Source organism: Rhizobium sp. N122 (assembly GCF_002211295.1).
Classification (GTDB): Bacteria; Pseudomonadota; Alphaproteobacteria; order Rhizobiales; family Rhizobiaceae; genus Rhizobium.
Genome location: NZ_LOKU01000004.1, coordinates 59,586 through 79,675 on the forward strand (window position 1 = coordinate 59,586; position 20,090 = coordinate 79,675).

Below are 20,090 nucleotides of genomic sequence, written 5' to 3' on the forward strand. Positions count from 1 at the left end.
TTTTCTCCTAAGAAGCGTTTTCGATGCTCAGCCACAATATTGTTTTCACCTCAAGAGCAGACTCAATAAGTTTTTCCACGTTCGGGAACGGCGCACTGCTCATCATGGCGGCGGTGCTGACGATATTTTCCTTTTCGCATGCCTTGGCGGATGACGAACTGGCCTGCTCGGGTCAGAACCTTTTCACCCAGTTGGAGAAGGAAGATCCCGTTCGTTTCAGAAAAGCAGTTGAGAGGGCTGAGACGATACCGAACGGCAATGCGATCTTCTGGAAAATCGAAAAATCAGGTCTTGAGCCTTCCTGGTTGCTCGGCACGATGCATGTGAGCGATCCCCGTGTTTTGGATATGCCGGAAGGATTTTACGATGCCTATGAGACTATCGACACTCTAACCGTCGAGTTAGCGGAGGTCGCAAAGCCGGAAAAACTTGCGATGGAAATCTTGAAGCATCCCGAACTGACGACGCTTCAGGGTGACAAAACGCTCGATCATATCCTGCCCCCCGATGCTACCAGCGACGTCGCTGCCGGTTTGAAGAAAAAGGGAATCAGTATGAACCTGATGGCGAAGATGCGGCCATGGTTCATCTACATGGGGCTGCAGGCAGGAGGTTGCGACGTCAAGCGCAGCGCAAAGGGCTTTAAAGTACTGGACCAGTCTCTTGCTCTCGACGCACTCAATGATGGCATCCGTCTGGTCGGCTTGGAAACGCCGGCCGAGCAATTTGAAGCCATCTCGGATGTCCCGGACAATTTCATGCTTCAAAATCTGCGGGAGCTTCTGGCACTTCCCAATGGCATGGATGACATATCCGAGACGATGATCGATTTATATGATCAAGGCAAAGTCGGAATGATCTTCTCGCTGATGGAGTTCGTTTCGACAGATCAGGCTGCTGCAAAAGCATTCGAGAACCGTGTGATAACGGATCGAAACAAGGTCATGGCGGAACGGGCAAAGCCCTATCTCGACAAAGGGCGCACCATGGTTGCCGTCGGAGCGGCGCATCTGCCCGGTAGCGACGGTTTGGTTGAACTGCTGCGCCGGCAGGGGTTTACAGTCACCGCCGTGAACTGAACCGGCAGGCGCTCAGCCGAGCGTCATGCGGCGCAGCACATTGGTTTTCCAATAGAACTGATGGACAAGCGCGCCCGCGACATGTGCCGCGATCAGCGCCCAGAGAAGGATCTTCAGGATATCCGCGTGGAACGATCCCGCAGGATTGATGCCGAAATAATAGGCGGCGATGCCCGTCAGCGGCATGGCGAAGATCAGGATATAGAGACCGGCATGGGCAAGCCTCGCCGCAAGCCGGAAGATCGCCGGCTCCTGCGCCGCCTCGGCCGGCACGCCGTTGATGAAACGCAGCCCGAGCCTGACGACGGCAAGCAGCAGGATGGCGATGCCGACATAGGCATGGATATTCGCCGACGCAATCTGCTCCGGCGTCGGCACCTGGCCCCTGCGCATCAGCCGGTGCCAGACATTCATGCCATCGGGAAACAGCAGATTGAAGAAAATCAGCAGCGCCACCGCCCAGTGCAGGAGCCGCTGGCTGACACCGTAACCCGTGATGGACGGCTGCTGCATGTCTTGATTTCCACCGGATGCGTAAAACTTTGCCCTGTGGAACAACTAAAACAGCCGCCTGCCTGACGGCAAGCGGCTGAAGGCTTCATTACGAAGATGTAAGCTTTACATATGGATCGGCTTGAAGAAGGTAGCGAGCGCAGCTTCCTTCACCGCTTCCGACATCGTCGGATGGGCGTGGCAGGTGCGGCCGAGATCTTCCGACGAACCGCCGAATTCCATCAGCACGGCGATCTCGTGGATCATTTCGCCGGCGCCGAAGCCGACGATATGGCCGCCGAGCACCCGGTCGGTTTCCTTGTCGGCGAGGATCTTGACGAAGCCGTCGGTCGCCAGCATCGCGCGGGCGCGGCCGTTGGCCGTGAACGGGAACTTGCCGACCTTGTAGGCGATACCCGCCGCCTTCAGCTCTTCCTCGGTCTTGCCGACCGAGGCGATCTCGGGCTGGGTATAGACGACGCTCGGAATGACATCATAGTTCACATGGCCATGCTGTCCGGCGAGGATTTCGGCAAGCGCCACGCCTTCGTCTTCCGCCTTGTGCGCCAGCATCGGACCCTTGACCACATCACCGATCGCATAGATGCCGGCGACATTGGTCTTGAAGTGACCGTCGATCTCGACGCGGCCGCGATTGTCGAGCGCAACACCGGCTTCTTCGAGGCCGAGCCCCGCCGTATAGGGCTTGCGGCCGGTGGCGATCAGCACGACTTCGGCATCGAGCACCACCTTGTCGCCGCCCTTGACCGGCTCGAAGGTGACCTTGGCGCCCTTGTCGCCCTTTTCGACGCCGGTGACCTTGGCGCCGAGATGGAAATCGATGCCCTGCTTGGCGAGCATGCGCTGAAACTGCTTGGAGACTTCGCCGTCCATGCCGCCGAGGATGGTGTCGAGATATTCGACGACGGTGACCTTGGCGCCAAGCCGCGACCAGACCGAGCCGAGCTCGAGCCCGATGACGCCGCCGCCGACGACGATCAGCGTTTCCGGCACCTTTTCCAGCGCGATGCCGCCGGTGGAGGAGATGATGGTCTTCTCATCGATCTCGACCTGCACGCCGGGAATGCCGGCGACGTCGGAGCCGGTGGCGATGACGATGTTCTTGCCTTCGATCTCCTGCACGCTGCCGTCTGCGGCGGTGACAGCAACCTTGCCGGCCGACACGACCTTGCCGCTGCCCTGGAAGGCATCGATCTTGTTCTTCTTGAACAGAAAGGCGACGCCGTCGACATTCGACTTCACCGTGGCGTCCTTGTGGGCCATCATGTTACCGAGGTTGAGCGTCGGCGCCGGAATGTCGATGCCGAGCGTGCTCATGCCGTGGCCGGCCTGATGGAACATTTCGGAAGCATGCAGCAGCGCCTTCGACGGAATGCAGCCGACGTTCAGGCAGGTGCCGCCATAAGTCGCGCGCTTTTCGACAACGGCGACCTTGAGGCCGAGCTGAGCTGCCTTGACGGCGCAGACGTACCCGCCCGGGCCGGTTCCGATAATGATCACATCGTAGGACATTGTTTCTTTCCCTTTGGATTTTTCAATTAATCGGCCGCGCGCGACAGCGCGAGGCGAAAGCCGAAGCCGACGAGTGCCGCTCCGGTAATGCGGTTGAACCATTTGCCGCTGGCAATGAAGCGGTCACGGATCGCCTTGACCGTGAAGAAATAGGAGACGCCGGCAAACCAGGCGACCAGCGCCGTCGCCATGCCGATGCCGTAGGAGAACTGGATCAGCGCCGGTGTGTCGTGATGGACGAGCGTCGAAAACAACGACAGGAAGAACAGCACCGGCTTCGGGTTCAGCGCATTGGTGATGAAACCCATGCCGAGGCACTTCAGCATCGAGACCGGCTTGCGGTCTTCGGCCGTCACCTCGATCTCCTGCACGCTGAAACCCGGTTCGCGGAACGACTTGATGCCGAGATAGACGAGATAGGCCACACCCGCCCATTTGATCATCGCAAACAGCATCAGCGATTTGGAGACGATCAGGCCGAGGCCGAGGATCGTGTAGCTGATATGAAAGAGCAGCGAGAAGCCCATGCCGAGCCCGGTCATGATGGCGGCGCGCCGCCCATGCACGATGCTCTGGCGCAGAATGACGGCGAAATCGGCGCCCGGCACGACGATGAAGATCGAGAAAACCGCCATCAGGCCGAGAAATTCGAGAATATACTGCATGCTGTTTTCGCCCTGTCTTTTAGCGGCCGCCGCTCACATTGAGGATCGCGCCGGTGATATAGGAAGCCGAAGGTGAAAGAAGATAGAGGACGGCATCCGCCACTTCCTCGGCAGTGCCGGCCCGCTGCAGCGGGATCGACGGCGCCATTTCCCGCGCCCGGTCCGGCAGCCCGCCGGATGCATGGAGATCGGTTTCGATGACGCCGGGCCTGATGGCATTGACGCGAATACCCTCGGCGGCGACTTCGCGCGAAAGCCCCACCGTGAACGTATCGATCGCCGCCTTCGAGGCGGCATAGTCGACATACTGCGTCGCCGAGCCAAGGATCGCCGCCATCGATGAGATGTTGACGATCGCTCCTCCCCGCCCGCTGTATCGGCTCGACATACGGCGTATAGCCTCTGCGGCGCAGAGCATGGAGCCGGTGACATTGACGCGCAGCATGCGCTCGATCCGCTCTGCCGACATCTCATCGACCCGCTGCGGATAGTCGACGATGCCGGCATTGTTGACGAGGCCGTCGAGCCGGCCGAAATGCCGGTCGACCGCGGCAAACATCGCGGCGATATCCGCGGCCTTACCGACATCGCCCTCAATCGCCACGGCCTCGCCGCCATCCGCGGCAATCGCCGCAACGACGGCTTCCGCGGCTTGGCGGTTGGCGGCGTAATTCACCGCGACGCGCCAGCCCCGGCGGGCGGCGAGGTGGCAGACGGCAGCGCCAATGCCCCGGCTTCCGCCGGTCACGAGAACGACAGGCTTATCGCTCATGTTGCACACTCCTTGAATGTCAGCACGTCCCATGGCGCCACGGAGGCCTTGCCTTCGCCCCAGGCGCTGGATTCGCGGATGGCAGGGCCGAGGCCGGGGAGCACGAGCCTTTCTGCCGCCGCAGCCCCTTCGGGCTGCAGATTGTCCAGTTCGCCCTTGGCATCCATGCCATAAACGGCGCCCTGCCAGACCGTGCAGGCATTAAGATCGGCGCCGGTCGCATCCCCCTCCGGGCAATTGAACATCAGGATGCCGATGGCGCGCACCGGATCCTCCGACGGCATGACATAGCCTTCCATCACCACCGATGTCGCGAGGGCACTGACCTTGAACTGGTTGCTGGCGGCCGCCGAGGCGGAATTCAACGGCGTAAAGCGCAATTCATAGGCACCGTCGCGATCGACGTAAACGGCCCGCTCCTGCTTGCATGCTGCGCCGAGCGAGGAGGCCGGAACGGCGCAAAACGCGGCGGCTGCGATTGCAGCCACGCCTTTCCCCGCCGTGATCCCGATCCTTCCGCTCATTGCAGCTTCGGCTCCTTCCGCCCGTCGGCATTCTCGACGACGCTGAAATCCGTCAGTAGCACCAGCGCCCGGCCATCCTTATCCAGCCCCCAAAAGACAGGATAAAAACCATCGCCCCAGCCGCTCCAGAATACCGCGACATTGCCCCTCTTGCCGGCGACCGGCCGGTGCAGCGCGTAAGCGCCCTTGTTGGCATCGAGATCCGCGGCCAGCACGTCATCGTAATAATTGATGTCGGCGTCGGGCTTTTGCGCCTGCGCCTGGGCTTCCCGTTCTCCGATCAGATCGAGAGTATCGGCATCCATGTAACAGCCGAGGCCGGCATCGACGGGGTAGCCGAAGACCTCACCGTCCTTCAGCGTCGCCACGTCTTGCCCGGGCAGGACCGCAAGCTCCCAGTGATCGGGCTTGCCCTCGGCAAACCGCATGCCAGCGGCGGCGATGCGGCCGAAGGCCTTGTAAAGCGTCACCGGATAGTCGCCCGGCGCCACCGTTCTTGCCAGCGCCGGCCGATCCGGCTGAGCGAGCGGATCGGCCGCGACGATGCGCCCCGAGGGCAGCTCGACATTGCCGATATGGATCACGCCGATCGACCGGGCGGAGAGTTCGGCGTCGCTGAGCGCCACCAGCTCGAAATTGCTGCTTGCCTTGGTAACGTCCCAACCGGCCGCCGCTGCGGAGACCGGGACATGCGCGGCGGCAGCGCAGAGAAGAAGGCGCGCCGCTCGCATGATCCGGTTCTGCATCGAAAGCGCTCCCTTAGAGATCGAGAACCAGACGTTCCGGATCTTCCAGGCTTTCCTTGACGCGCACGAGGAAGGTGACCGCTTCCTTGCCGTCGACGATGCGGTGATCGTAGGACAGTGCCAGATACATCATCGGACGGATGACCACCTGACCGCCGATCGCCACCGGCCGCTCCTGGATCTTGTGCATGCCGAGAATGCCGGACTGCGGCGCGTTGAGGATCGGCGACGACATCAGCGAGCCGTAAACGCCGCCATTGGTGATGGTGAAGGTGCCACCCTGCATGTCGGCCATGGAGAGCGAGCCGTCACGGGCTGCCTTGGCAAGACGGCCGAGTTCCTTCTCGACTTCGGCGATCGACATCTGGTCGGCATCGCGGATGACGGGAACGACGAGACCCTTGTCGGTGCCGACGGCCATGCCGACATGGCAGTAGTTCTTGTAGATGACGTCGGTGCCGTCGATCTCGGCATTGACAGCCGGCAGTTCCTTCAGCGCATGCGTCACCGCCTTGGTGAAGAAGCCCATGAAGCCGAGCTTGACGCCGTGCTTCTTCTCGAAAATGTCCTTGTACTTGTTGCGCAAGTCCATGACCGCCTTCATGTCCACCTCGTTATAGGTGGTGAGCATGGCGGCGGTGTTCTGCGCGTCCTTGAGGCGCTTGGCGATCGTCTGGCGCAGGCGCGTCATCTTCACGCGCTCTTCGCGCGAGGCGTCCTCGACCGTCGACGGGCCGCGCGCGGCGGCGGGCGCTGCCGCCGGTGCGGCAGCCGGAGCGGAAATGCCCTTGGCGACGGCAGCGATGACATCGCCCTTCAGCACCTGGCCGCGCTTGCCGCTGCCGTCGACCTGATCGGCGGAAAGGTTGTTTTCGGCCAGCATCTTCGAAGCCGCCGGTGCCGGCGGCATGGTGGAGACGGAGGCGCTCGACGAGGATGCGGCAGCAGCGGCAGCCGGTGCCGGCTGCGCGGGAGCAGCAACGGCTGGCTGGGCAGGCGCGGCAGCCGGTGCGGCGGCAGCGGGCGCGGCAGCAGCGGCAGCACCTTCGGCGATCTGGCCGAGCAGCGCGCCGAGGCCGACGGTCTCGCCGGCGGCGACGACGATTTCCGAAAGCGTGCCGGAGGTCGGCGCCGGAACTTCGATGGTCACCTTGTCGGTTTCAAGCTCGAGAATCGGCTCGTCGGCCTTGATGACGTCGCCGACCTTCTTGAACCAGGTGCCGACGGTTGCCTCGCTGACGGATTCACCGAGAGTTGGAACGCGGATTTCTGTGGCCATTGTTCAGATCCTGATTTCGTGTGTGTTCATTTTAAGCGTTTCAGACGGCGGGCGGCCGCAAGATGATCGAGGGCATCGGCAGGATGTCGAAACGGAAGCCGAAACCGGAAGCGATGATCGGGTCGCCGTCGGCAAGACCCTGTGCCGCCGCCTGATCCTCGACTTCGACAATCGCCATGCCGAAGGCGCCTTCACCCTCGAAGACGGGGCCGACGACGATCGCCGATCCCGCAAGGGCGTGCCGGTGCCAGTATTCGACATGGCGTTTCATCGCCGCCATTTCCTCTCCGGTCCCGTCATGCGGGAAAGTGGGGCGCGGCGGCAGCAGTCTCAGAAAGAAATAAGCCATTGCGCCCCCCTTGTATTAGCCGCCCAGTGCATCCTCGAGGAATGCGGCGAGCTGCGACAGATGCTTGGACATCAGGCCCGTCGCCGGCGAGGCGGCGGCCGGACGGCCGGTATAACGGACGCGCTGGTACTTCGCATCGATATGGGCAAGCACCCATTCGAGGAAGGGATCGATGAACGACCACGCGCCCATGTTCTTCGGCTCTTCCTGGCACCAGACCATCTCGGCATTGCGGAAGCGCGACAGCTCGTTGATCAGCGCCTTTGCCGGGAACGGATAGAGCTGTTCGACACGCAGGAGATAGACGTCGTCGATGCCGCGCTTTTCACGCTCTTCGAGGAGATCGTAATAGACCTTGCCGGAGCACATGACGACGCGGCGAATCTTGCTGTCCTTCTGCAGCTTGATCGGGCCATCCTTGATCACCTCGGCATCGTCCCAGAGCAGGCGATGGAAGGCGGATTCACCGGCCATTTCGGCAAGCGTCGAAACCGCCCTCTTGTGGCGCAGCAGCGACTTCGGCGTCATCAGGATCAGCGGCTTGCGGAAGTCGCGCTTCAGCTGCCGGCGCAGGATGTGGAAGTAGTTCGCCGGCGTCGTGACGTTAGCGACCTGCATGTTGTCTTCAGCGCAAAGCTGCAGGAAACGCTCGAGGCGGGCCGAGGAGTGTTCCGGACCCTGGCCCTCATAGCCATGCGGCAGCAGGCAGACGAGGCCCGACATGCGCAGCCACTTGCGTTCGCCCGACGAAATGAACTGGTCGAAGACCACCTGCGCGCCGTTGGCGAAATCGCCGAACTGCGCTTCCCAGAGGGTCAGCGCATTCGGGCGGGCCAGCGAGTAGCCATATTCGAAACCGAGTACGGCCTCTTCCGAAAGCATTGAATTGATGACTTCGTAACGCCCCTGCGTCGGCGAAAGATTGGCGAGCGGGATGTAGCGTTCCTCGGTTTCCTGATCGTAGAGAACCGAATGGCGCTGCGAGAAGGTGCCGCGCTCGCAATCCTGGCCGGACAGGCGGATCTTGCTGCCCTCGACGCAGAGCGCGCCGAAGGAGAGCGCTTCGGCCATCGCCCAGTCGATACCCTCGCCGGTGGCGATCATGTTGGCGCGGTTTTCCATGAAGCGCTGGATCGTCCGGTGTGCGGTGAAGCCCGCCGGGATCTCGGACAGCTTGCGGCCGATATCCTTCAGCGTCTTCATCGGCACGGCGGTCTTGCCGCGGCGCTGCTCGTCGGCATTGTCGGCCGCGCGCAGGCCGGACCACTCGCCGTCGAGCCAGTCGGCCTTATTCGGCTTGTAGTGCTGGCCGGCCTCGAACTCCTGTTCGAGATGGGCGCGCCAGTCGGCCTTCATCTTCTCGACTTCACCTTCGGTGAGCAGGCCTTCGGCGACGAGGCGCGCCGCATAGAGCTGCAGCACGGTCTTGTGGCCGCGGATCACCTTGTACATCTTCGGCTGCGTGAAGGACGGTTCGTCGCCTTCATTGTGGCCGTAGCGGCGGTAGCAGAACAGGTCGACCACCACCGGCTTGTGGAACTTCATGCGGAATTCGGTCGCCACCTTGGCGGCATAGACCACCGCTTCCGGATCGTCGCCGTTGACGTGGAAGATCGGCGCCTCGATCATCTTGGCGACGTCGGACGGATAGGGCGACGAGCGCGAGAAGGCCGGGTTTGTGGTGAAGCCGATCTGGTTGTTGATGATGACGTGCATGGTGCCGGCGACGCGGTGGCCGCGCAGGCCGGAAAGGCCGAGGATTTCGGCAATGACGCCCTGGCCAGCAAAGGCTGCGTCGCCATGGATCAAGAGCGGCAGAACCTTGGCGCGTTCGGACAGCGGAATGATGTCGCCGTCCCAGACGGTAGCGCTCATGTCCTGCTTGGCGCGGGCCTTGCCCATGACGACAGGATCGACGATTTCCAGATGCGAGGGGTTTGCCGTCAGCGACACATGCACCTTGTTGCCGTCGAATTCGCGGTCGGAAGAGGCGCCGAGATGGTACTTGACGTCGCCCGAGCCTTCGACTTCGTCGGGTGCGTAGGAACCGCCCTTGAACTCGTGGAAGATCGCCCGGTGCGGCTTGCCCATGACCTGCGACAGCACGTTGAGGCGGCCGCGATGGGCCATGCCGAAGACGGCTTCCTTGAGGCCGAGATGACCGCCGCGCTTGAGGATCTGCTCCAAAGCCGGGATCAGCGACTCGCCGCCGTCGAGGCCGAAACGCTTGGTACCCTTGAACTTGACGTCGAGGAACTGCTCGTAGCCTTCGGCTTCGACCAGCTTGGCGAGGATTGCCTTCTTGCCTTCAGCCGAGAAGGCGACGCCCTTATCAGGCCCTTCGATACGCTCCTGGATCCAGGCCTTCTCCTCAGGATTGGAGATATGCATGAATTCGACGCCGAGCGTCGAGCAATAGGTGCGCTCGAGGATATCGATCATCTCGCGGATGGTCGCGTATTCCAGGCCGAGCACGTTGTCGATGAAGATCCGTCGGTCGTAATCGGCGGATGTGAAGCCGTAATTCTCCGGCGACAGCTCGCGATAGTCGTCGACCGAAGCGGCGATGCCGAGCGGGTCGAGCTTGGCATGCAGGTGGCCGCGCATGCGGTAGGCGCGGATCATCATGATGGCGCGCACGGAATCGCGCGTCGCCTGCAGCACGTCGGCGCCGTCGGCGGGCTTGCCCTGCGCTTCGGCCTTGGCCTTGACCTTGGTTTCGATGACCTTCTCGACGATGCCCCAATCGCCGTCGAGAGCCGACACCAGGTCGCCGCCGGCCTGAATCGGCCAGTTCTTCTTGCGCCAGGAAGCCCCCTTGGCCGCCCTTTTCACATCGCTGGGATCCTCCTCCAGCGCCTTGAAGAAGGCGCGCCACTGATCGTCGACCGATGCCGGGTCCTCTTCGTAGCGCGCGTGAAGCTGCTCGATATAGGCAGCGTTGGCGCCATCCAGAAACGAGGTGATCTGAAACTGCTCGTTGGCTTCTTGCCGTGCCATGGTGATATGCGGACGCTTCCGTCCGCCTCCTGACTTTGATGAATTTGCCGGCTCGATCGCCGGCTGCCGCATTCCCATTGCCGCCTGTCCGCGGCGCATCTGCCTGTCTCGTGCCAAAGACCGGGCGGAAGCGCAGATGCCGCTCCTCCGCCCGGGGATAGGTTGGTTTAGCCCTTGAGGACTTCAACCAGCGTCTTGCCGAGGCGGGCCGGAGACGGCGACACCTTGATGCCCGCCGATTCCATCGCCGCGATCTTCGATTCCGCATCGCCCTTGCCGCCGGAAACCACGGCGCCGGCATGGCCCATGGTGCGGCCCTTCGGCGCCGTTCGGCCGGCAATGAAGCCGGCCATCGGCTTCTTGCGGCCCTTCTTCGCCTCGTCCTTGAGGAACTGCGCCGCGTCTTCCTCTGCCGAGCCGCCGATTTCGCCGATCATGATGATCGACTGGGTGGCTGCGTCGGCCAGGAACATTTCCAGCACGTCGATGAACTCGGTGCCCTTGACCGGGTCGCCGCCGATGCCGACAGCCGTCGTCTGGCCGAGACCTTCGTTGGAGGTCTGGAACACGGCTTCATAGGTCAGCGTGCCCGAGCGGGAGACGATGCCGACCGAACCCTTGCGGAAGATCGAGCCCGGCATGATGCCGATCTTGCATTCTTCCGGCGTCATGATGCCCGGGCAGTTCGGCCCGAGCAGGCGCGACTTGGAGCGGTCGAGGCGAGCCTTGACGCGCACCATATCCATGACCGGGATGCCTTCGGTGATGCAGGTGATGAACGGGATCTCGGCGTCGATCGCCTCGATGATCGCATCGGCAGCACCGGCCGGCGGGACATAGATGACGGTCGCGTCGGCGCCGGTCTTTTCCTTGCCCTCGGCAACGGTCGCGAAGATCGGCAGGCTGTCGCCCTTGGCGCCGGTCCAGGTTTCGCCGCCCTTCTTCGGGTGGATGCCGCCGACCATCTGCGTGCCGTAATAGGCCAGCGCCTGTTCGGTGTGGAACGTGCCGGTCTTGCCGGTCAGACCCTGAACGAGGATCTTGGTGTCTTTATTGACGAGAATAGACATTCTTTCAGATCCTTCAAAATTAGCCGTTGATCGCCGCGACGATCTTCTTGGCCGCATCGTCCAAGTCGTCAGCCGCCGTGATCGCCAGACCCGACTCGTTCAGGATCTTCTTGCCGACCTCGACATTCGTGCCCTCAAGGCGCACGACCAGCGGAACCTTGAGGCCGACTTCCTTGACCGCGGCAATGACGCCCTCGGCGATGACATCGCACTTCATGATGCCGCCGAAGATGTTGACGAGAATGCCTTCGACCTTGGGGTCTGCGGTGATGATCTTGAAGGCCGCCGCAACCTTCTCCTTGCCGGCGCCGCCGCCGACGTCGCAGAAGTTGGCCGGCTCCTTGCCGTAAAGCTTGATGATATCCATCGTCGCCATGGCGAGGCCCGCGCCGTTGACCATGCAGCCGATATTGCCGTCGAGCGCGACATAGGCGAGATCCCACTTCGAGGCCTCGATTTCCTTGGCGTCTTCTTCGGTTTCGTCGCGCAGCGTCTTGACGTCATCGTGACGGAAGAGCGCATTGCCGTCGAAGGACATCTTTGCGTCGAGAACGCGCAGATGGCCGTCCTTCATGACGATCAGCGGATTGACCTCGAGCAGCGCCATGTCCTTCTCGTTAAAGGCCTTGTAGAGCGCCGGGAAGAGCGACTTGGCGTCTTCGGCGGCCGCACCATCGAGCGCGAGTGCCTTGACGATCGCGGCCACGTCGGCAGCCGTCACGCCGGCTTCCGGATCGATGGCGATCGTCTGGATCTTCTCCGGCGTGTCATGGGCGACAGCTTCGATGTCCATGCCGCCTTCGGTGGAAACCACGAAGGCCACGCGACCGACCGAACGGTCGACCAGCAGCGAGCAATAGAGCTCGCGAGCAATGTCGGCGCCGTCTTCGATGTAGAGGCGGTTGACCTGCTTGCCGGCGTCGCCGGTCTGCGCCGTCACCAGCGTATGCCCGAGCATTTCCTTGGCATGGGCGACCACTTCGTCGATCGACTTGGCGAGACGCACGCCGCCCTTGGCATCGGGGCCTAGTTCCTTGAACTTGCCCTTGCCGCGGCCGCCGGCGTGGATCTGGCTCTTGACCACGTAAAGCGGGCCGGGAAGCGACTTGGCGGCAGCCTCGGCCTCTTCGACCTTGAGAATAGCCACACCCTCGGCAACCGGCGCGCCATAGCCCTTCAGCAGAGCCTTGGCCTGATATTCATGAATGTTCATGGGTCTATCCTGTTTTATGACTTCAGCGCGTCGACTACTTCAGCGAAGGCGCGATGTTGATGCAGGCTTCGCAGAGACCGGCGACGGCGCCGACGGACTTGTCGAAGGCTTCCTTCTCGGTCTTGTTGAGATCGATCTCGATGATGCGTTCGACGCCGCCGGCGCCGATGACGGTGGGAACGCCGACATACATGTCCTTGACGCCGTACTGGCCGCTGAGGTGAGCGGCGCAGGGCAGAACGCGCTTCTTGTCCTTGAGGTAGGATTCAGCCATCTCGATCGCCGAGGCGGCCGGGGCGTAATAGGCCGAACCGGTCTTCAGCAGGCCGACGATCTCAGCGCCGCCGTCACGGGTGCGCTGGATGATTTCTTCCAAGCGCTCCTTGGTGACCCAGCCCATGGTGACGAGGTCGGTGAGCGGAATGCCGCCGACCGTCGAATAGCGGGCAAGCGGCACCATCGTGTCGCCGTGGCCACCAAGAACGAAGGCCGTCACGTCTTGGACGGAGACATTGAATTCCTTGGCGAGGAAGAGGCGGAAGCGCGAGGAGTCGAGAACGCCGGCCATGCCGACGACCTTGTTGGCCGGAAGGCCGGAAAACTTCTGCAGCGCCCAGACCATGGCGTCGAGCGGGTTGGTGATGCAGATCACGAAGGCGTTCGGGGCATATTTCTTGATGCCGGCGCCGACCTGTTCCATGACCTTGAGGTTGATGCCGAGCAGATCGTCGCGGCTCATGCCCGGCTTGCGGGCAACGCCTGCGGTGACGATGCAGACATCGGCGCCTTCGATCGCGGAGTAGTCGCTGGCGCCCGTCAGGTTAACGTCGAAGCCTTCGACCGGCGAGGACTGGGAAATATCGAGACCCTTGCCCTGGGGGATGCCGTCGGCAATGTCGAAGAGGACGATGTCGCCCAGTTCCTTCAGGCCGGCGAGGTGCGCCAGCGTGCCACCAATCATGCCAGAACCAATGAGTGCGATCTTGTTACGCGCCATTTCGCTGTTTCCTTTGCGATCAAATTCGTCGAGCGACGCCCAGCAAGGCACCGTCCAATGACGCAATCGCATAGACCCAAAGCTTAAAAATGGCAATCCATTAATTTTGATGCAGCATTTTCAATCGTTTAGATACAAAAATTCTTACGTAAACGTAAGAGGGTATGTCACTGAATTGTTACTCGGCGGCGCGCTTCTCATGATGCAGCGCAAGATATTCGGCACTGCGCATCTCGAACAGACGTGACGCGGTGCGGTCGAATTCGAAGCCTTCGGTGCCCCGGCGGTGCACCAAAAGTTCCTCCGGCATGGCGGCGGCGGAAATGTAAAGCCGCACGGCATGATCGTAGAACGTGTCGACGAGAATGATGAAGCGCTTGATCTGGTTGCGCTTTTCCGGCCCCAGCAAGGGAACGTGATCGACAAAGACCATATCGAAGCGCTCGGCGATGGCGAGGAAGTCGGCAGCACCGAGCGGCTTCTCGCAAAGATCGGCGAAGGAGAACCGCGCCATCCGATCGACGGCGAGCGGCACATGGATATGGCGCCCCTTCATCGGAATATCCAGCGGCAGCGCCTTGCGCCCATGCAGCGCCTGCGTCCAGGAGGCCTCCATCGCCATGTCATTGTGCTCGTTGATCGGCACCAGATAGACCGGCTGGCTGTTCAGCTTCTCCATCCGGTAGTCCGTCGGCGAATCCAGGGTGACGACATCGACATGCTGCTTGAGAAGCGCGACGAAGGGCAGGAACAGGCTGCGATTGAGACCATCCGTATAAAGATTGTCCGGTTCGACGTTCGAGGTCGCGACCAGCACGCATCCACGCGCGAAAAGCTCGGAGAACAGCCGCGACAGGATCATCGCATCGGCGATATCGGTGACCGTGAATTCGTCGAAGCAGAGCAGCTCCGCTTCCTCGTAAAGGGCTGCGGCAACCGGCGGCATCGGATCGGCCTGTTTCGTCTCGCCGTTCTTGAGCTTCAGCCGGTGCGCCGCGATACGGTTGTGCACATCCGCCATGAATTCGTGGAAATGCGCCCGGCGCTTCTTCCTGCACGGCGCCATCGAGAAGAACATGTCCATCAGCATGGTCTTGCCGCGCCCGACGCTGCCATGGATGTAAAGCCCCTTGATGCCAACGGCGGACTTTTTCTTCGCGGCAAACAGCCAGCCAAGCGCGCTCGATTTTGCCGCCGGTCGCCGCTGCTTCAGCCCGGCCAGCACCCGATCGAGGCTCTTTGCCACGTCCATCTGGGCGGAATCGACCTGAAGCGCGCCCGAGGCAGTCAGCGCTTTAAGCTGTTCGCAGACGCTGAGCGCGTAGTCCGGCATGGGTTGCATGAGGGCATATCCGCCTGTCAGTCATCGGCGGAGGCCCGCCGGATCGTTTACCGCGCCGGTTGGCTTACCCCGCCAGTTCCTTTACCGGCTGAGGCTGATCTGCTGGCCGGTGCTGGTCTGGCCCTCGAAGCGGTTGTCGGCCGTCTTGTAGACACTGCCGAGCTGATTGCCCGAGCGGTCCTTGAGCAGCACCTGCTTGCCGGCAACCTCCCAGGAACCCATCGCCGTCAGCTCGCCGACGCAGCCGCGTGTGCCGCCGCGCGAACCGCTGCCGAGATTGGTCAGCGTCAGGAACATGTCGCAGCTGCCATTGACGCGCCAGCTTCCGACCATCGATTCCTTGGTCACATCGAGCGCGTTCGCGGCCATTGCACCGGGCTGCGCGCCCGGCATCGGTGCCGTCGACGCCGGCGCCGCTGGAAACTGCGAGTTGTTGACCGGCGGAAGCTGCCCGCCCTGCACCGAGGGAACCGGCTGCGCCGTCAACGGCGCCGGCCCGGCATTCGGGCTGGAGTTGTAATCATATGCCGTACGCTGACAACCGGCTAGCGCGAGAGCCACCACCAGACCTGTCATCGCATATCGCAACTGCATCATCATACTCCTGAGTTCGGCTAGCGCCGCAGAGAAACGGGCGTGAGACAAGTCCGATTATCGTAACTCGCTTTGGTTAATCAAGTCGGACTGCATAAATTGCCCGTGACAACAACTAACCGAAAAACGATACAGTTCAACTGTCCCGCTGCAAAACTTCCTGCACATAGAATTTGTCAGCAAGGTGTTGCGCGTGCTGATCTCTGTCCGGATCCTTGTCGAACTCCCGCAATATCTCGGAATAACGCTCGAACGAGTTATTCAGAAAGGATTGCACCAGCATCGGCGGCAGCCCCTCCCCCATTTCGCGCGTCTGTTTCTTGACATGCACCAGATCGAGTATCGCCGTTCGAAGGTCGGGAGCGATCGAGATCGCCTCGAGGCATTCCAGCATATTCATCGGTGGCAGCACGCGAAACGAGCGCTGCCGCATCCATTCGAGCGCGATGGCCGGACGCACGGCATAAAGAAACTTCTTCAGCTTGATCGCCCCCTCGCCCTGGCTCTGAAAATGCTGCCGCATGAGCCCGACATAATGGGCGGCGACCTTTTCCGGCACCATGACGAGATCGAGCAGCGCGGCGAGACGCGAGCGAAAACCCACTTCCTCTTCATAAGCGATCGGCGATTTCAGCCATTCGACCACCACCCCGTTTCCCTTCAGCGCAAGCAGCAGCGCCTTTCGCAGATCCCAGCCACCAGTGTCGATGTCGCCAATGATCGGAAATTCGATGACATCGCGCACAGACCTAAGGGCGAGATGATGCTCGACCGGACGGATATAGACGAAGCGGCAGTCATAATCGCTATCGGGCGAAGGAAATCCCCAGGCGCGGCTGCCGCTTTCGATCGCAAAACCGATACGGATACCCTGCTCGCGCACCGAGGCGAGCCGTGACCTGATCTCTTTGACGGCTTCGGGATCGAAGCCGTCTATTCCGCCGTCGGCATGCATGTGCTGATCAGACCCGGCGTTCGACCATCATCTTCTTGATTTCGGCGATCGCCTTGGCCGGGTTGAGGCCCTTCGGGCAGGTCTGCGCGCAGTTCATGATCGTGTGGCAGCGGTAAAGGCGGAATGGGTCCTCGAGATTGTCGAGACGTTCGCCGGTCGCCTCGTCTCTGGAATCGATCAGCCAGCGATAGGCCTGCAGCAGCACGGCCGGACCGAGATAGCGGTCGCCGTTCCACCAGTAGCTCGGACAGGAGGTCGAGCAGCAGGCGCAGAGGATGCATTCATAGAGGCCGTCGAGCTTCTGCCGGTCCTCGTGGCTCTGCTTCCACTCCTTGGCCGGCGCCGGCGACACCGTCTTCAACCAGGGTTCGATCGAACGATGCTGGGCATAGAAGTTGGTCAGATCCGGAATGAGATCCTTGACGACGGGCATATGCGGCAGCGGATAGACCTTCACCGCGCCCTTGATATCATCGAGGCCCTTGGTGCAGGCAAGCGTGTTGGTGCCGTCGATATTCATCGCGCAGGAGCCGCAGATGCCCTCGCGACAGGAGCGGCGCAGCGTCAGCGTCGGGTCTATCTTGTTCTTGATATAGAGCAGGCCGTCGAGCACCATCGGCCCGCAATCGTCGACATCGATATAGAAGGTGTCGATCGACGGGTTCTGCCCGTCATCCGGGCTCCAGCGATAAACGCGGAATTCGCGGGTGTTCGTCGCACCCGCCGGCTTCGGCCAGACCTTGCCTTCGCGCATCTGAGAATTCTTGGGGAGAGCGAGTTCAACCATATCCGGTTCCTCTTGAGATCAGTACACGCGAGCTTTCGGCTCGATCTTGTACGGATCGATGCCTTCGGCGATCAGCTGGGTGTGGACCGGGCGGTAGTCGAGCTTGACGTCGCCAGCTTCGCCGACCCAGGCAAGCGTGTGCTTGCGCCAGTTGACGTCGTCGCGGCCGGCGAATGCACCCTCGGTATAATCCTCGCGGGCATGCGAACCGCGGCTTTCCTTGCGGGCTTCGGCGCCATAGATCGTCGTGATGGCGTTGGCCATCAGGTTCTGCAGCTCCAGCGTCTCCACAAGATCCGAGTTCCAGATCATCGAGCGGTCGGTGACCTTGATATCGCGCATTTCCTGCCAGATCGCCGAGATGCGCCGACAACCGGATTCCAGCGATTCCTGCGTGCGGAAGACGGCCGCGTCTTCCTGCATGGCGCGCTGCATCTTCTCGCGCAGTTCCGCCGTCGGCGTGCCGCCGCTGGCGTGACGCAGCCCGTCGAAACGGTCCATGATCTGGTCGCAGGCCGCGACATTGAGATGCGGGATCGGCGCTGCGCGGTCGATCACCTCGCCAGCACGGATCGCCGCCGCACGGCCGAAGACCACGAGGTCGATCAGCGAGTTGGAGCCGAGGCGGTTGGCGCCGTGCACCGACGCGCAGCCTGCTTCGCCGACGGCCATCAGCCCGGGGATGATCCGTTCCGGATTGGCGCTGTCGGCGTTCAGCACTTCGCCCCAATAATTGGTGGGAATGCCGCCCATATTGTAATGAACAGTCGGCAGGACCGGGATCGGCTCGCGGGTGACATCGACGCCGGCGAAAATCTTGGCGCTCTCGGAAATGCCCGGCAGCCGCTCGTGCAGCACGGCCGGATCAAGATGGTCGAGATGCAGGAAGATGTGGTCCTTGTTCCTGCCGACGCCGCGGCCTTCGCGGATTTCCAGCGTCATGCAGCGCGAGACGACGTCGCGCGAGGCAAGGTCCTTGGCCGACGGCGCGTAACGCTCCATGAAGCGCTCGCCTTCCGAATTGACGAGGTAGCCGCCTTCGCCGCGCGCGCCTTCGGTGATCAGACAGCCCGAACCATAGATGCCGGTCGGGTGGAACTGGACGAATTCCATGTCCTGCAGCGGCAGGCCGGCGCGTGCCACCATGCCGCCGCCGTCGCCGGTGCAGGTATGGGCCGAGGTTGCCGAGAAATAGGCACGGCCGTAGCCGCCGGTCGCCAGCACCACCATCTTGGCGGCGAAGCGATGGATGGTGCCGTCATCGAGGCACCAGGCGACGACTCCGGTGCAGCGGCTGCCGTCTTCCGACATGATCAAATCGAGCGCGAAATACTCGATGAAGAATTCGGCGTTGTGGCGCAGCGACTGGCCGTAGAGCGTATGCAGGATGGCGTGGCCGGTACGGTCGGCAACGGCGCAGGTGCGCTGCACCGGCGGGCCTTCGCCGTAATTCTGCATATGGCCGCCGAACGGGCGCTGGTAGATCTTGCCTTCTTCGTTGCGCGAGAACGGCACGCCGTAATGCTCGAGCTCATAGACCGCCTTCGGCGCTTCCATGGTGAGGTACTGCATGGCGTCGACGTCGCCGAGCCAGTCGGACCCCTTGACGGTGTCGTAGAGGTGCCACTGCCAGCTGTCGGGCGTCATATTGCGCAGCGAGGCGGCGATGCCGCCCTGCGCCGCGACCGTGTGCGAGCGGGTCGGGAACACTTTGGTGATGCAGGCCGTGCGGAAACCCTGCTCGGCCATCCCCAGCGTGGCGCGCAAGCCGGCGCCGCCGGCGCCGACGACGATCACGTCGTAGGAGTGATCGACATATTTGTAGGCCTTGCCGTTCTGGGCGGGTGAAGTCGGTGCCATATCGAGCTTATCCTACGAATGCGATTTTCAGAATGGCGAAGAGACAGAGGCCGGCGATCAGGATCGCAAAGAAGGTGTTCAGCATTAACAGAGCGATCTTGCCGAACTCGCCGTGCACGTAATCCTCGATGATCACCTGCATGCCGAGCTTCATGTGGATGACGCCCGAGATCACCATCAGCCCCATGACGACCGCGACGAAGGGGTTCGACAGAGCGCGGACCACATCCGCATAGGGCGCGCCCGCATAGGCGATCATGAAGAAGAGGAAGAAAAGGATGAGCGGAACATTGGCGACGGCCGTCAGACGCTGGCGCCAGAAATGGTCCGTGCCGTCCTTGGCCGAGCCAAGCCCGCGAACCTTGCCGAGGGGGGTGCGCATATCCATGAGAGGACCTTCAGAAGCGAATGAGGAAGCCGATCACCCAGACCAGCACGGTCAGACAGAGCGACCCGATGATGTTGGCGATGGCGAGCTTGGTCGAGAATTCCTTCCCGAAGCCGTAGCCGAGATCCCACATGAAGTGGCGGAAACCGCCGAGCATGTGGTGCAGCAAGGCCCAGGTATAGCCGAGCAGCACCAGCTTGCCGAGAAGGCTGCCGAGCACCCAGTTGGCCCAGTCATAGGAGCCCTGGCCGCTTGCAGCCGCAATCAGCCACCAGGCGACCAGCAGCGTGCCGACATAGAGCGCACCGCCGGTAATGCGATGGACGATGGACATGACCATGGTGGGAATAGGTTTGTAAATTTGCAAATGCGGCGACAAGGGCCGGTTATTTGTCACGTTCGCCATCAGAACCTCGCGGCGGCTTCTCTGCGCTCCCGGATTTCG

At 62.0% G+C, this 20,090-nt stretch carries 20 protein-coding genes; 1 reads left to right on the forward strand and 19 read right to left on the reverse strand.

All coding sequences use genetic code 11. The features are described 5' to 3' along the window. Positions 1-23 precede the first annotated feature (23 nt). A complete protein-coding gene (locus ATY75_RS04155; RefSeq protein ID WP_088936562.1) occupies positions 24-1,079 on the forward strand; it encodes a TraB/GumN family protein in 1,056 nt (351 codons plus the stop codon). A 12-nt stretch (positions 1,080-1,091) separates the two neighbouring features. Here the strand turns inward: ATY75_RS04155 and ATY75_RS04160 are convergent, their stop codons facing one another. The 19 genes from ATY75_RS04160 to sdhC all read right to left on the reverse strand — a co-directional run bounded on the left by ATY75_RS04160 (position 1,092) and on the right by sdhC (position 20,051). Beyond that, entirely contained in the window at positions 1,092-1,592 is a 501-nt protein-coding gene (locus ATY75_RS04160) for a cytochrome b/b6 domain-containing protein (protein WP_088936563.1), read from the reverse strand. Between the two features lie 105 nt (positions 1,593-1,697). Further along, the gene (gene lpdA / locus ATY75_RS04165; RefSeq protein WP_088936564.1) at positions 1,698-3,104 is read right to left on the reverse strand and encodes a dihydrolipoyl dehydrogenase; all 1,407 of its coding nucleotides are present in this window, start codon (positions 3,102-3,104) and stop codon (positions 1,698-1,700) included. Positions 3,105-3,130: 26 nt separating this feature from the next. Beyond that, a complete protein-coding gene (locus ATY75_RS04170; RefSeq protein ID WP_064840971.1) occupies positions 3,131-3,769 on the reverse strand; it encodes a LysE family transporter in 639 nt (212 codons plus the stop codon). Positions 3,770-3,788: 19 nt separating this feature from the next. Further along, complete coding sequence (locus ATY75_RS04175; RefSeq protein WP_088936565.1) at positions 3,789-4,541, reverse strand: SDR family oxidoreductase; 753 nt, start codon at positions 4,539-4,541, stop codon at positions 3,789-3,791. Next, positions 4,538-5,065: a hypothetical protein gene (locus ATY75_RS04180; protein WP_088936566.1), complete on the reverse strand. Its 528-nt coding sequence runs from the start codon at positions 5,063-5,065 to the stop codon at positions 4,538-4,540. The genes ATY75_RS04175 and ATY75_RS04180 overlap by 4 nt, the downstream gene beginning before the upstream one ends. Further along, the gene (locus tag ATY75_RS04185) at positions 5,062-5,811 is read right to left on the reverse strand and encodes a DUF4241 domain-containing protein (protein ID WP_088936567.1); all 750 of its coding nucleotides are present in this window, start codon (positions 5,809-5,811) and stop codon (positions 5,062-5,064) included. The genes ATY75_RS04180 and ATY75_RS04185 overlap by 4 nt, the downstream gene beginning before the upstream one ends. 13 nt (positions 5,812-5,824) lie before the next feature. After that, positions 5,825-7,090, reverse strand: coding sequence for a 2-oxoglutarate dehydrogenase complex dihydrolipoyllysine-residue succinyltransferase (gene odhB / locus ATY75_RS04190; RefSeq protein ID WP_088936568.1), 1,266 nt, complete (start codon positions 7,088-7,090; stop codon positions 5,825-5,827). A 40-nt stretch (positions 7,091-7,130) separates the two neighbouring features. Beyond that, positions 7,131-7,439: a YciI family protein gene (locus ATY75_RS04195; protein ID WP_071093289.1), complete on the reverse strand. Its 309-nt coding sequence runs from the start codon at positions 7,437-7,439 to the stop codon at positions 7,131-7,133. A 15-nt stretch (positions 7,440-7,454) separates the two neighbouring features. Then, positions 7,455-10,439: a 2-oxoglutarate dehydrogenase E1 component gene (locus ATY75_RS04200; RefSeq protein ID WP_088936651.1), complete on the reverse strand. Its 2,985-nt coding sequence runs from the start codon at positions 10,437-10,439 to the stop codon at positions 7,455-7,457. Positions 10,440-10,606: 167 nt separating this feature from the next. Further along, positions 10,607-11,509 (reverse strand): succinate--CoA ligase subunit alpha, encoded by a 903-nt coding sequence (gene sucD / locus ATY75_RS04205; RefSeq protein WP_088936569.1) that lies wholly within the window; start codon positions 11,507-11,509, stop codon positions 10,607-10,609. Positions 11,510-11,528: 19 nt separating this feature from the next. Further along, positions 11,529-12,722 carry an ADP-forming succinate--CoA ligase subunit beta gene (gene sucC / locus ATY75_RS04210; RefSeq protein WP_088936570.1) on the reverse strand — a complete coding sequence of 398 codons (1,194 nt, stop codon included), beginning with the start codon at positions 12,720-12,722 and terminating at the stop codon, positions 11,529-11,531. Positions 12,723-12,756: 34 nt separating this feature from the next. Next, a complete protein-coding gene (mdh, locus tag ATY75_RS04215; protein ID WP_049733453.1) occupies positions 12,757-13,719 on the reverse strand; it encodes a malate dehydrogenase in 963 nt (320 codons plus the stop codon). A gap of 178 nt (positions 13,720-13,897) precedes the next feature. Beyond that, entirely contained in the window at positions 13,898-15,061 is a 1,164-nt protein-coding gene (zapE, locus tag ATY75_RS04220) for a cell division protein ZapE (protein WP_088936571.1), read from the reverse strand. 81 nt (positions 15,062-15,142) lie between these two features. Continuing rightward, complete coding sequence (locus tag ATY75_RS04225) at positions 15,143-15,655, reverse strand: protease inhibitor Inh/omp19 family protein (protein WP_088936572.1); 513 nt, start codon at positions 15,653-15,655, stop codon at positions 15,143-15,145. A 136-nt stretch (positions 15,656-15,791) separates the two neighbouring features. After that, positions 15,792-16,610 carry a nucleotidyltransferase domain-containing protein gene (locus tag ATY75_RS04230; protein ID WP_088936573.1) on the reverse strand — a complete coding sequence of 273 codons (819 nt, stop codon included), beginning with the start codon at positions 16,608-16,610 and terminating at the stop codon, positions 15,792-15,794. A gap of 7 nt (positions 16,611-16,617) precedes the next feature. Continuing rightward, complete coding sequence (locus ATY75_RS04235; protein WP_088936574.1) at positions 16,618-17,397, reverse strand: succinate dehydrogenase iron-sulfur subunit; 780 nt, start codon at positions 17,395-17,397, stop codon at positions 16,618-16,620. 18 nt (positions 17,398-17,415) lie between these two features. Beyond that, the gene (gene sdhA / locus ATY75_RS04240) at positions 17,416-19,257 is read right to left on the reverse strand and encodes a succinate dehydrogenase flavoprotein subunit (protein WP_088936575.1); all 1,842 of its coding nucleotides are present in this window, start codon (positions 19,255-19,257) and stop codon (positions 17,416-17,418) included. 7 nt (positions 19,258-19,264) lie between these two features. Next, positions 19,265-19,645 carry a succinate dehydrogenase, hydrophobic membrane anchor protein gene (gene sdhD, locus ATY75_RS04245; protein ID WP_003567272.1) on the reverse strand — a complete coding sequence of 127 codons (381 nt, stop codon included), beginning with the start codon at positions 19,643-19,645 and terminating at the stop codon, positions 19,265-19,267. Between the two features lie 10 nt (positions 19,646-19,655). Further along, complete coding sequence (sdhC, locus tag ATY75_RS04250; protein ID WP_012559217.1) at positions 19,656-20,051, reverse strand: succinate dehydrogenase, cytochrome b556 subunit; 396 nt, start codon at positions 20,049-20,051, stop codon at positions 19,656-19,658. Positions 20,052-20,090 lie beyond the last annotated feature (39 nt).

What these genes read in the sequence shown, in the direction of transcription:
- sucC (WP_088936570.1), bottom strand. Translation starts at nt 12,722, where the DNA reads ATGAACATTCATGAATATCAGGCCAAGGCTCTGCTGAAGGGCTATGGC.
- ATY75_RS04225 (WP_088936572.1), bottom strand. Translation starts at nt 15,655, where the DNA reads ATGCAGTTGCGATATGCGATGACAGGTCTGGTGGTGGCTCTCGCGCTA.
- sdhD (WP_003567272.1), bottom strand. Translation starts at nt 19,645, where the DNA reads ATGGATATGCGCACCCCCCTCGGCAAGGTTCGCGGGCTTGGCTCGGCC.
- ATY75_RS04160 (WP_088936563.1), bottom strand. Translation starts at nt 1,592, where the DNA reads ATGCAGCAGCCGTCCATCACGGGTTACGGTGTCAGCCAGCGGCTCCTG.
- ATY75_RS04170 (WP_064840971.1), bottom strand. Translation starts at nt 3,769, where the DNA reads ATGCAGTATATTCTCGAATTTCTCGGCCTGATGGCGGTTTTCTCGATC.
- sucD (WP_088936569.1), bottom strand. Translation starts at nt 11,509, where the DNA reads ATGTCTATTCTCGTCAATAAAGACACCAAGATCCTCGTTCAGGGTCTG.
- ATY75_RS04185 (WP_088936567.1), bottom strand. Translation starts at nt 5,811, where the DNA reads ATGCAGAACCGGATCATGCGAGCGGCGCGCCTTCTTCTCTGCGCTGCC.
- ATY75_RS04235 (WP_088936574.1), bottom strand. Translation starts at nt 17,397, where the DNA reads ATGGTTGAACTCGCTCTCCCCAAGAATTCTCAGATGCGCGAAGGCAAG.
- ATY75_RS04195 (WP_071093289.1), bottom strand. Translation starts at nt 7,439, where the DNA reads ATGGCTTATTTCTTTCTGAGACTGCTGCCGCCGCGCCCCACTTTCCCG.
- lpdA (WP_088936564.1), bottom strand. Translation starts at nt 3,104, where the DNA reads ATGTCCTACGATGTGATCATTATCGGAACCGGCCCGGGCGGGTACGTC.
- odhB (WP_088936568.1), bottom strand. Translation starts at nt 7,090, where the DNA reads ATGGCCACAGAAATCCGCGTTCCAACTCTCGGTGAATCCGTCAGCGAG.
- sdhA (WP_088936575.1), bottom strand. Translation starts at nt 19,257, where the DNA reads ATGGCACCGACTTCACCCGCCCAGAACGGCAAGGCCTACAAATATGTC.
- ATY75_RS04180 (WP_088936566.1), bottom strand. Translation starts at nt 5,065, where the DNA reads ATGAGCGGAAGGATCGGGATCACGGCGGGGAAAGGCGTGGCTGCAATC.
- ATY75_RS04200 (WP_088936651.1), bottom strand. Translation starts at nt 10,439, where the DNA reads ATGGCACGGCAAGAAGCCAACGAGCAGTTTCAGATCACCTCGTTTCTG.
- ATY75_RS04175 (WP_088936565.1), bottom strand. Translation starts at nt 4,541, where the DNA reads ATGAGCGATAAGCCTGTCGTTCTCGTGACCGGCGGAAGCCGGGGCATT.
- sdhC (WP_012559217.1), bottom strand. Translation starts at nt 20,051, where the DNA reads ATGGCGAACGTGACAAATAACCGGCCCTTGTCGCCGCATTTGCAAATT.
- ATY75_RS04230 (WP_088936573.1), bottom strand. Translation starts at nt 16,610, where the DNA reads ATGCATGCCGACGGCGGAATAGACGGCTTCGATCCCGAAGCCGTCAAA.
- zapE (WP_088936571.1), bottom strand. Translation starts at nt 15,061, where the DNA reads ATGCAACCCATGCCGGACTACGCGCTCAGCGTCTGCGAACAGCTTAAA.
- mdh (WP_049733453.1), bottom strand. Translation starts at nt 13,719, where the DNA reads ATGGCGCGTAACAAGATCGCACTCATTGGTTCTGGCATGATTGGTGGC.
- ATY75_RS04155 (WP_088936562.1), top strand. Translation starts at nt 24, where the DNA reads ATGCTCAGCCACAATATTGTTTTCACCTCAAGAGCAGACTCAATAAGT.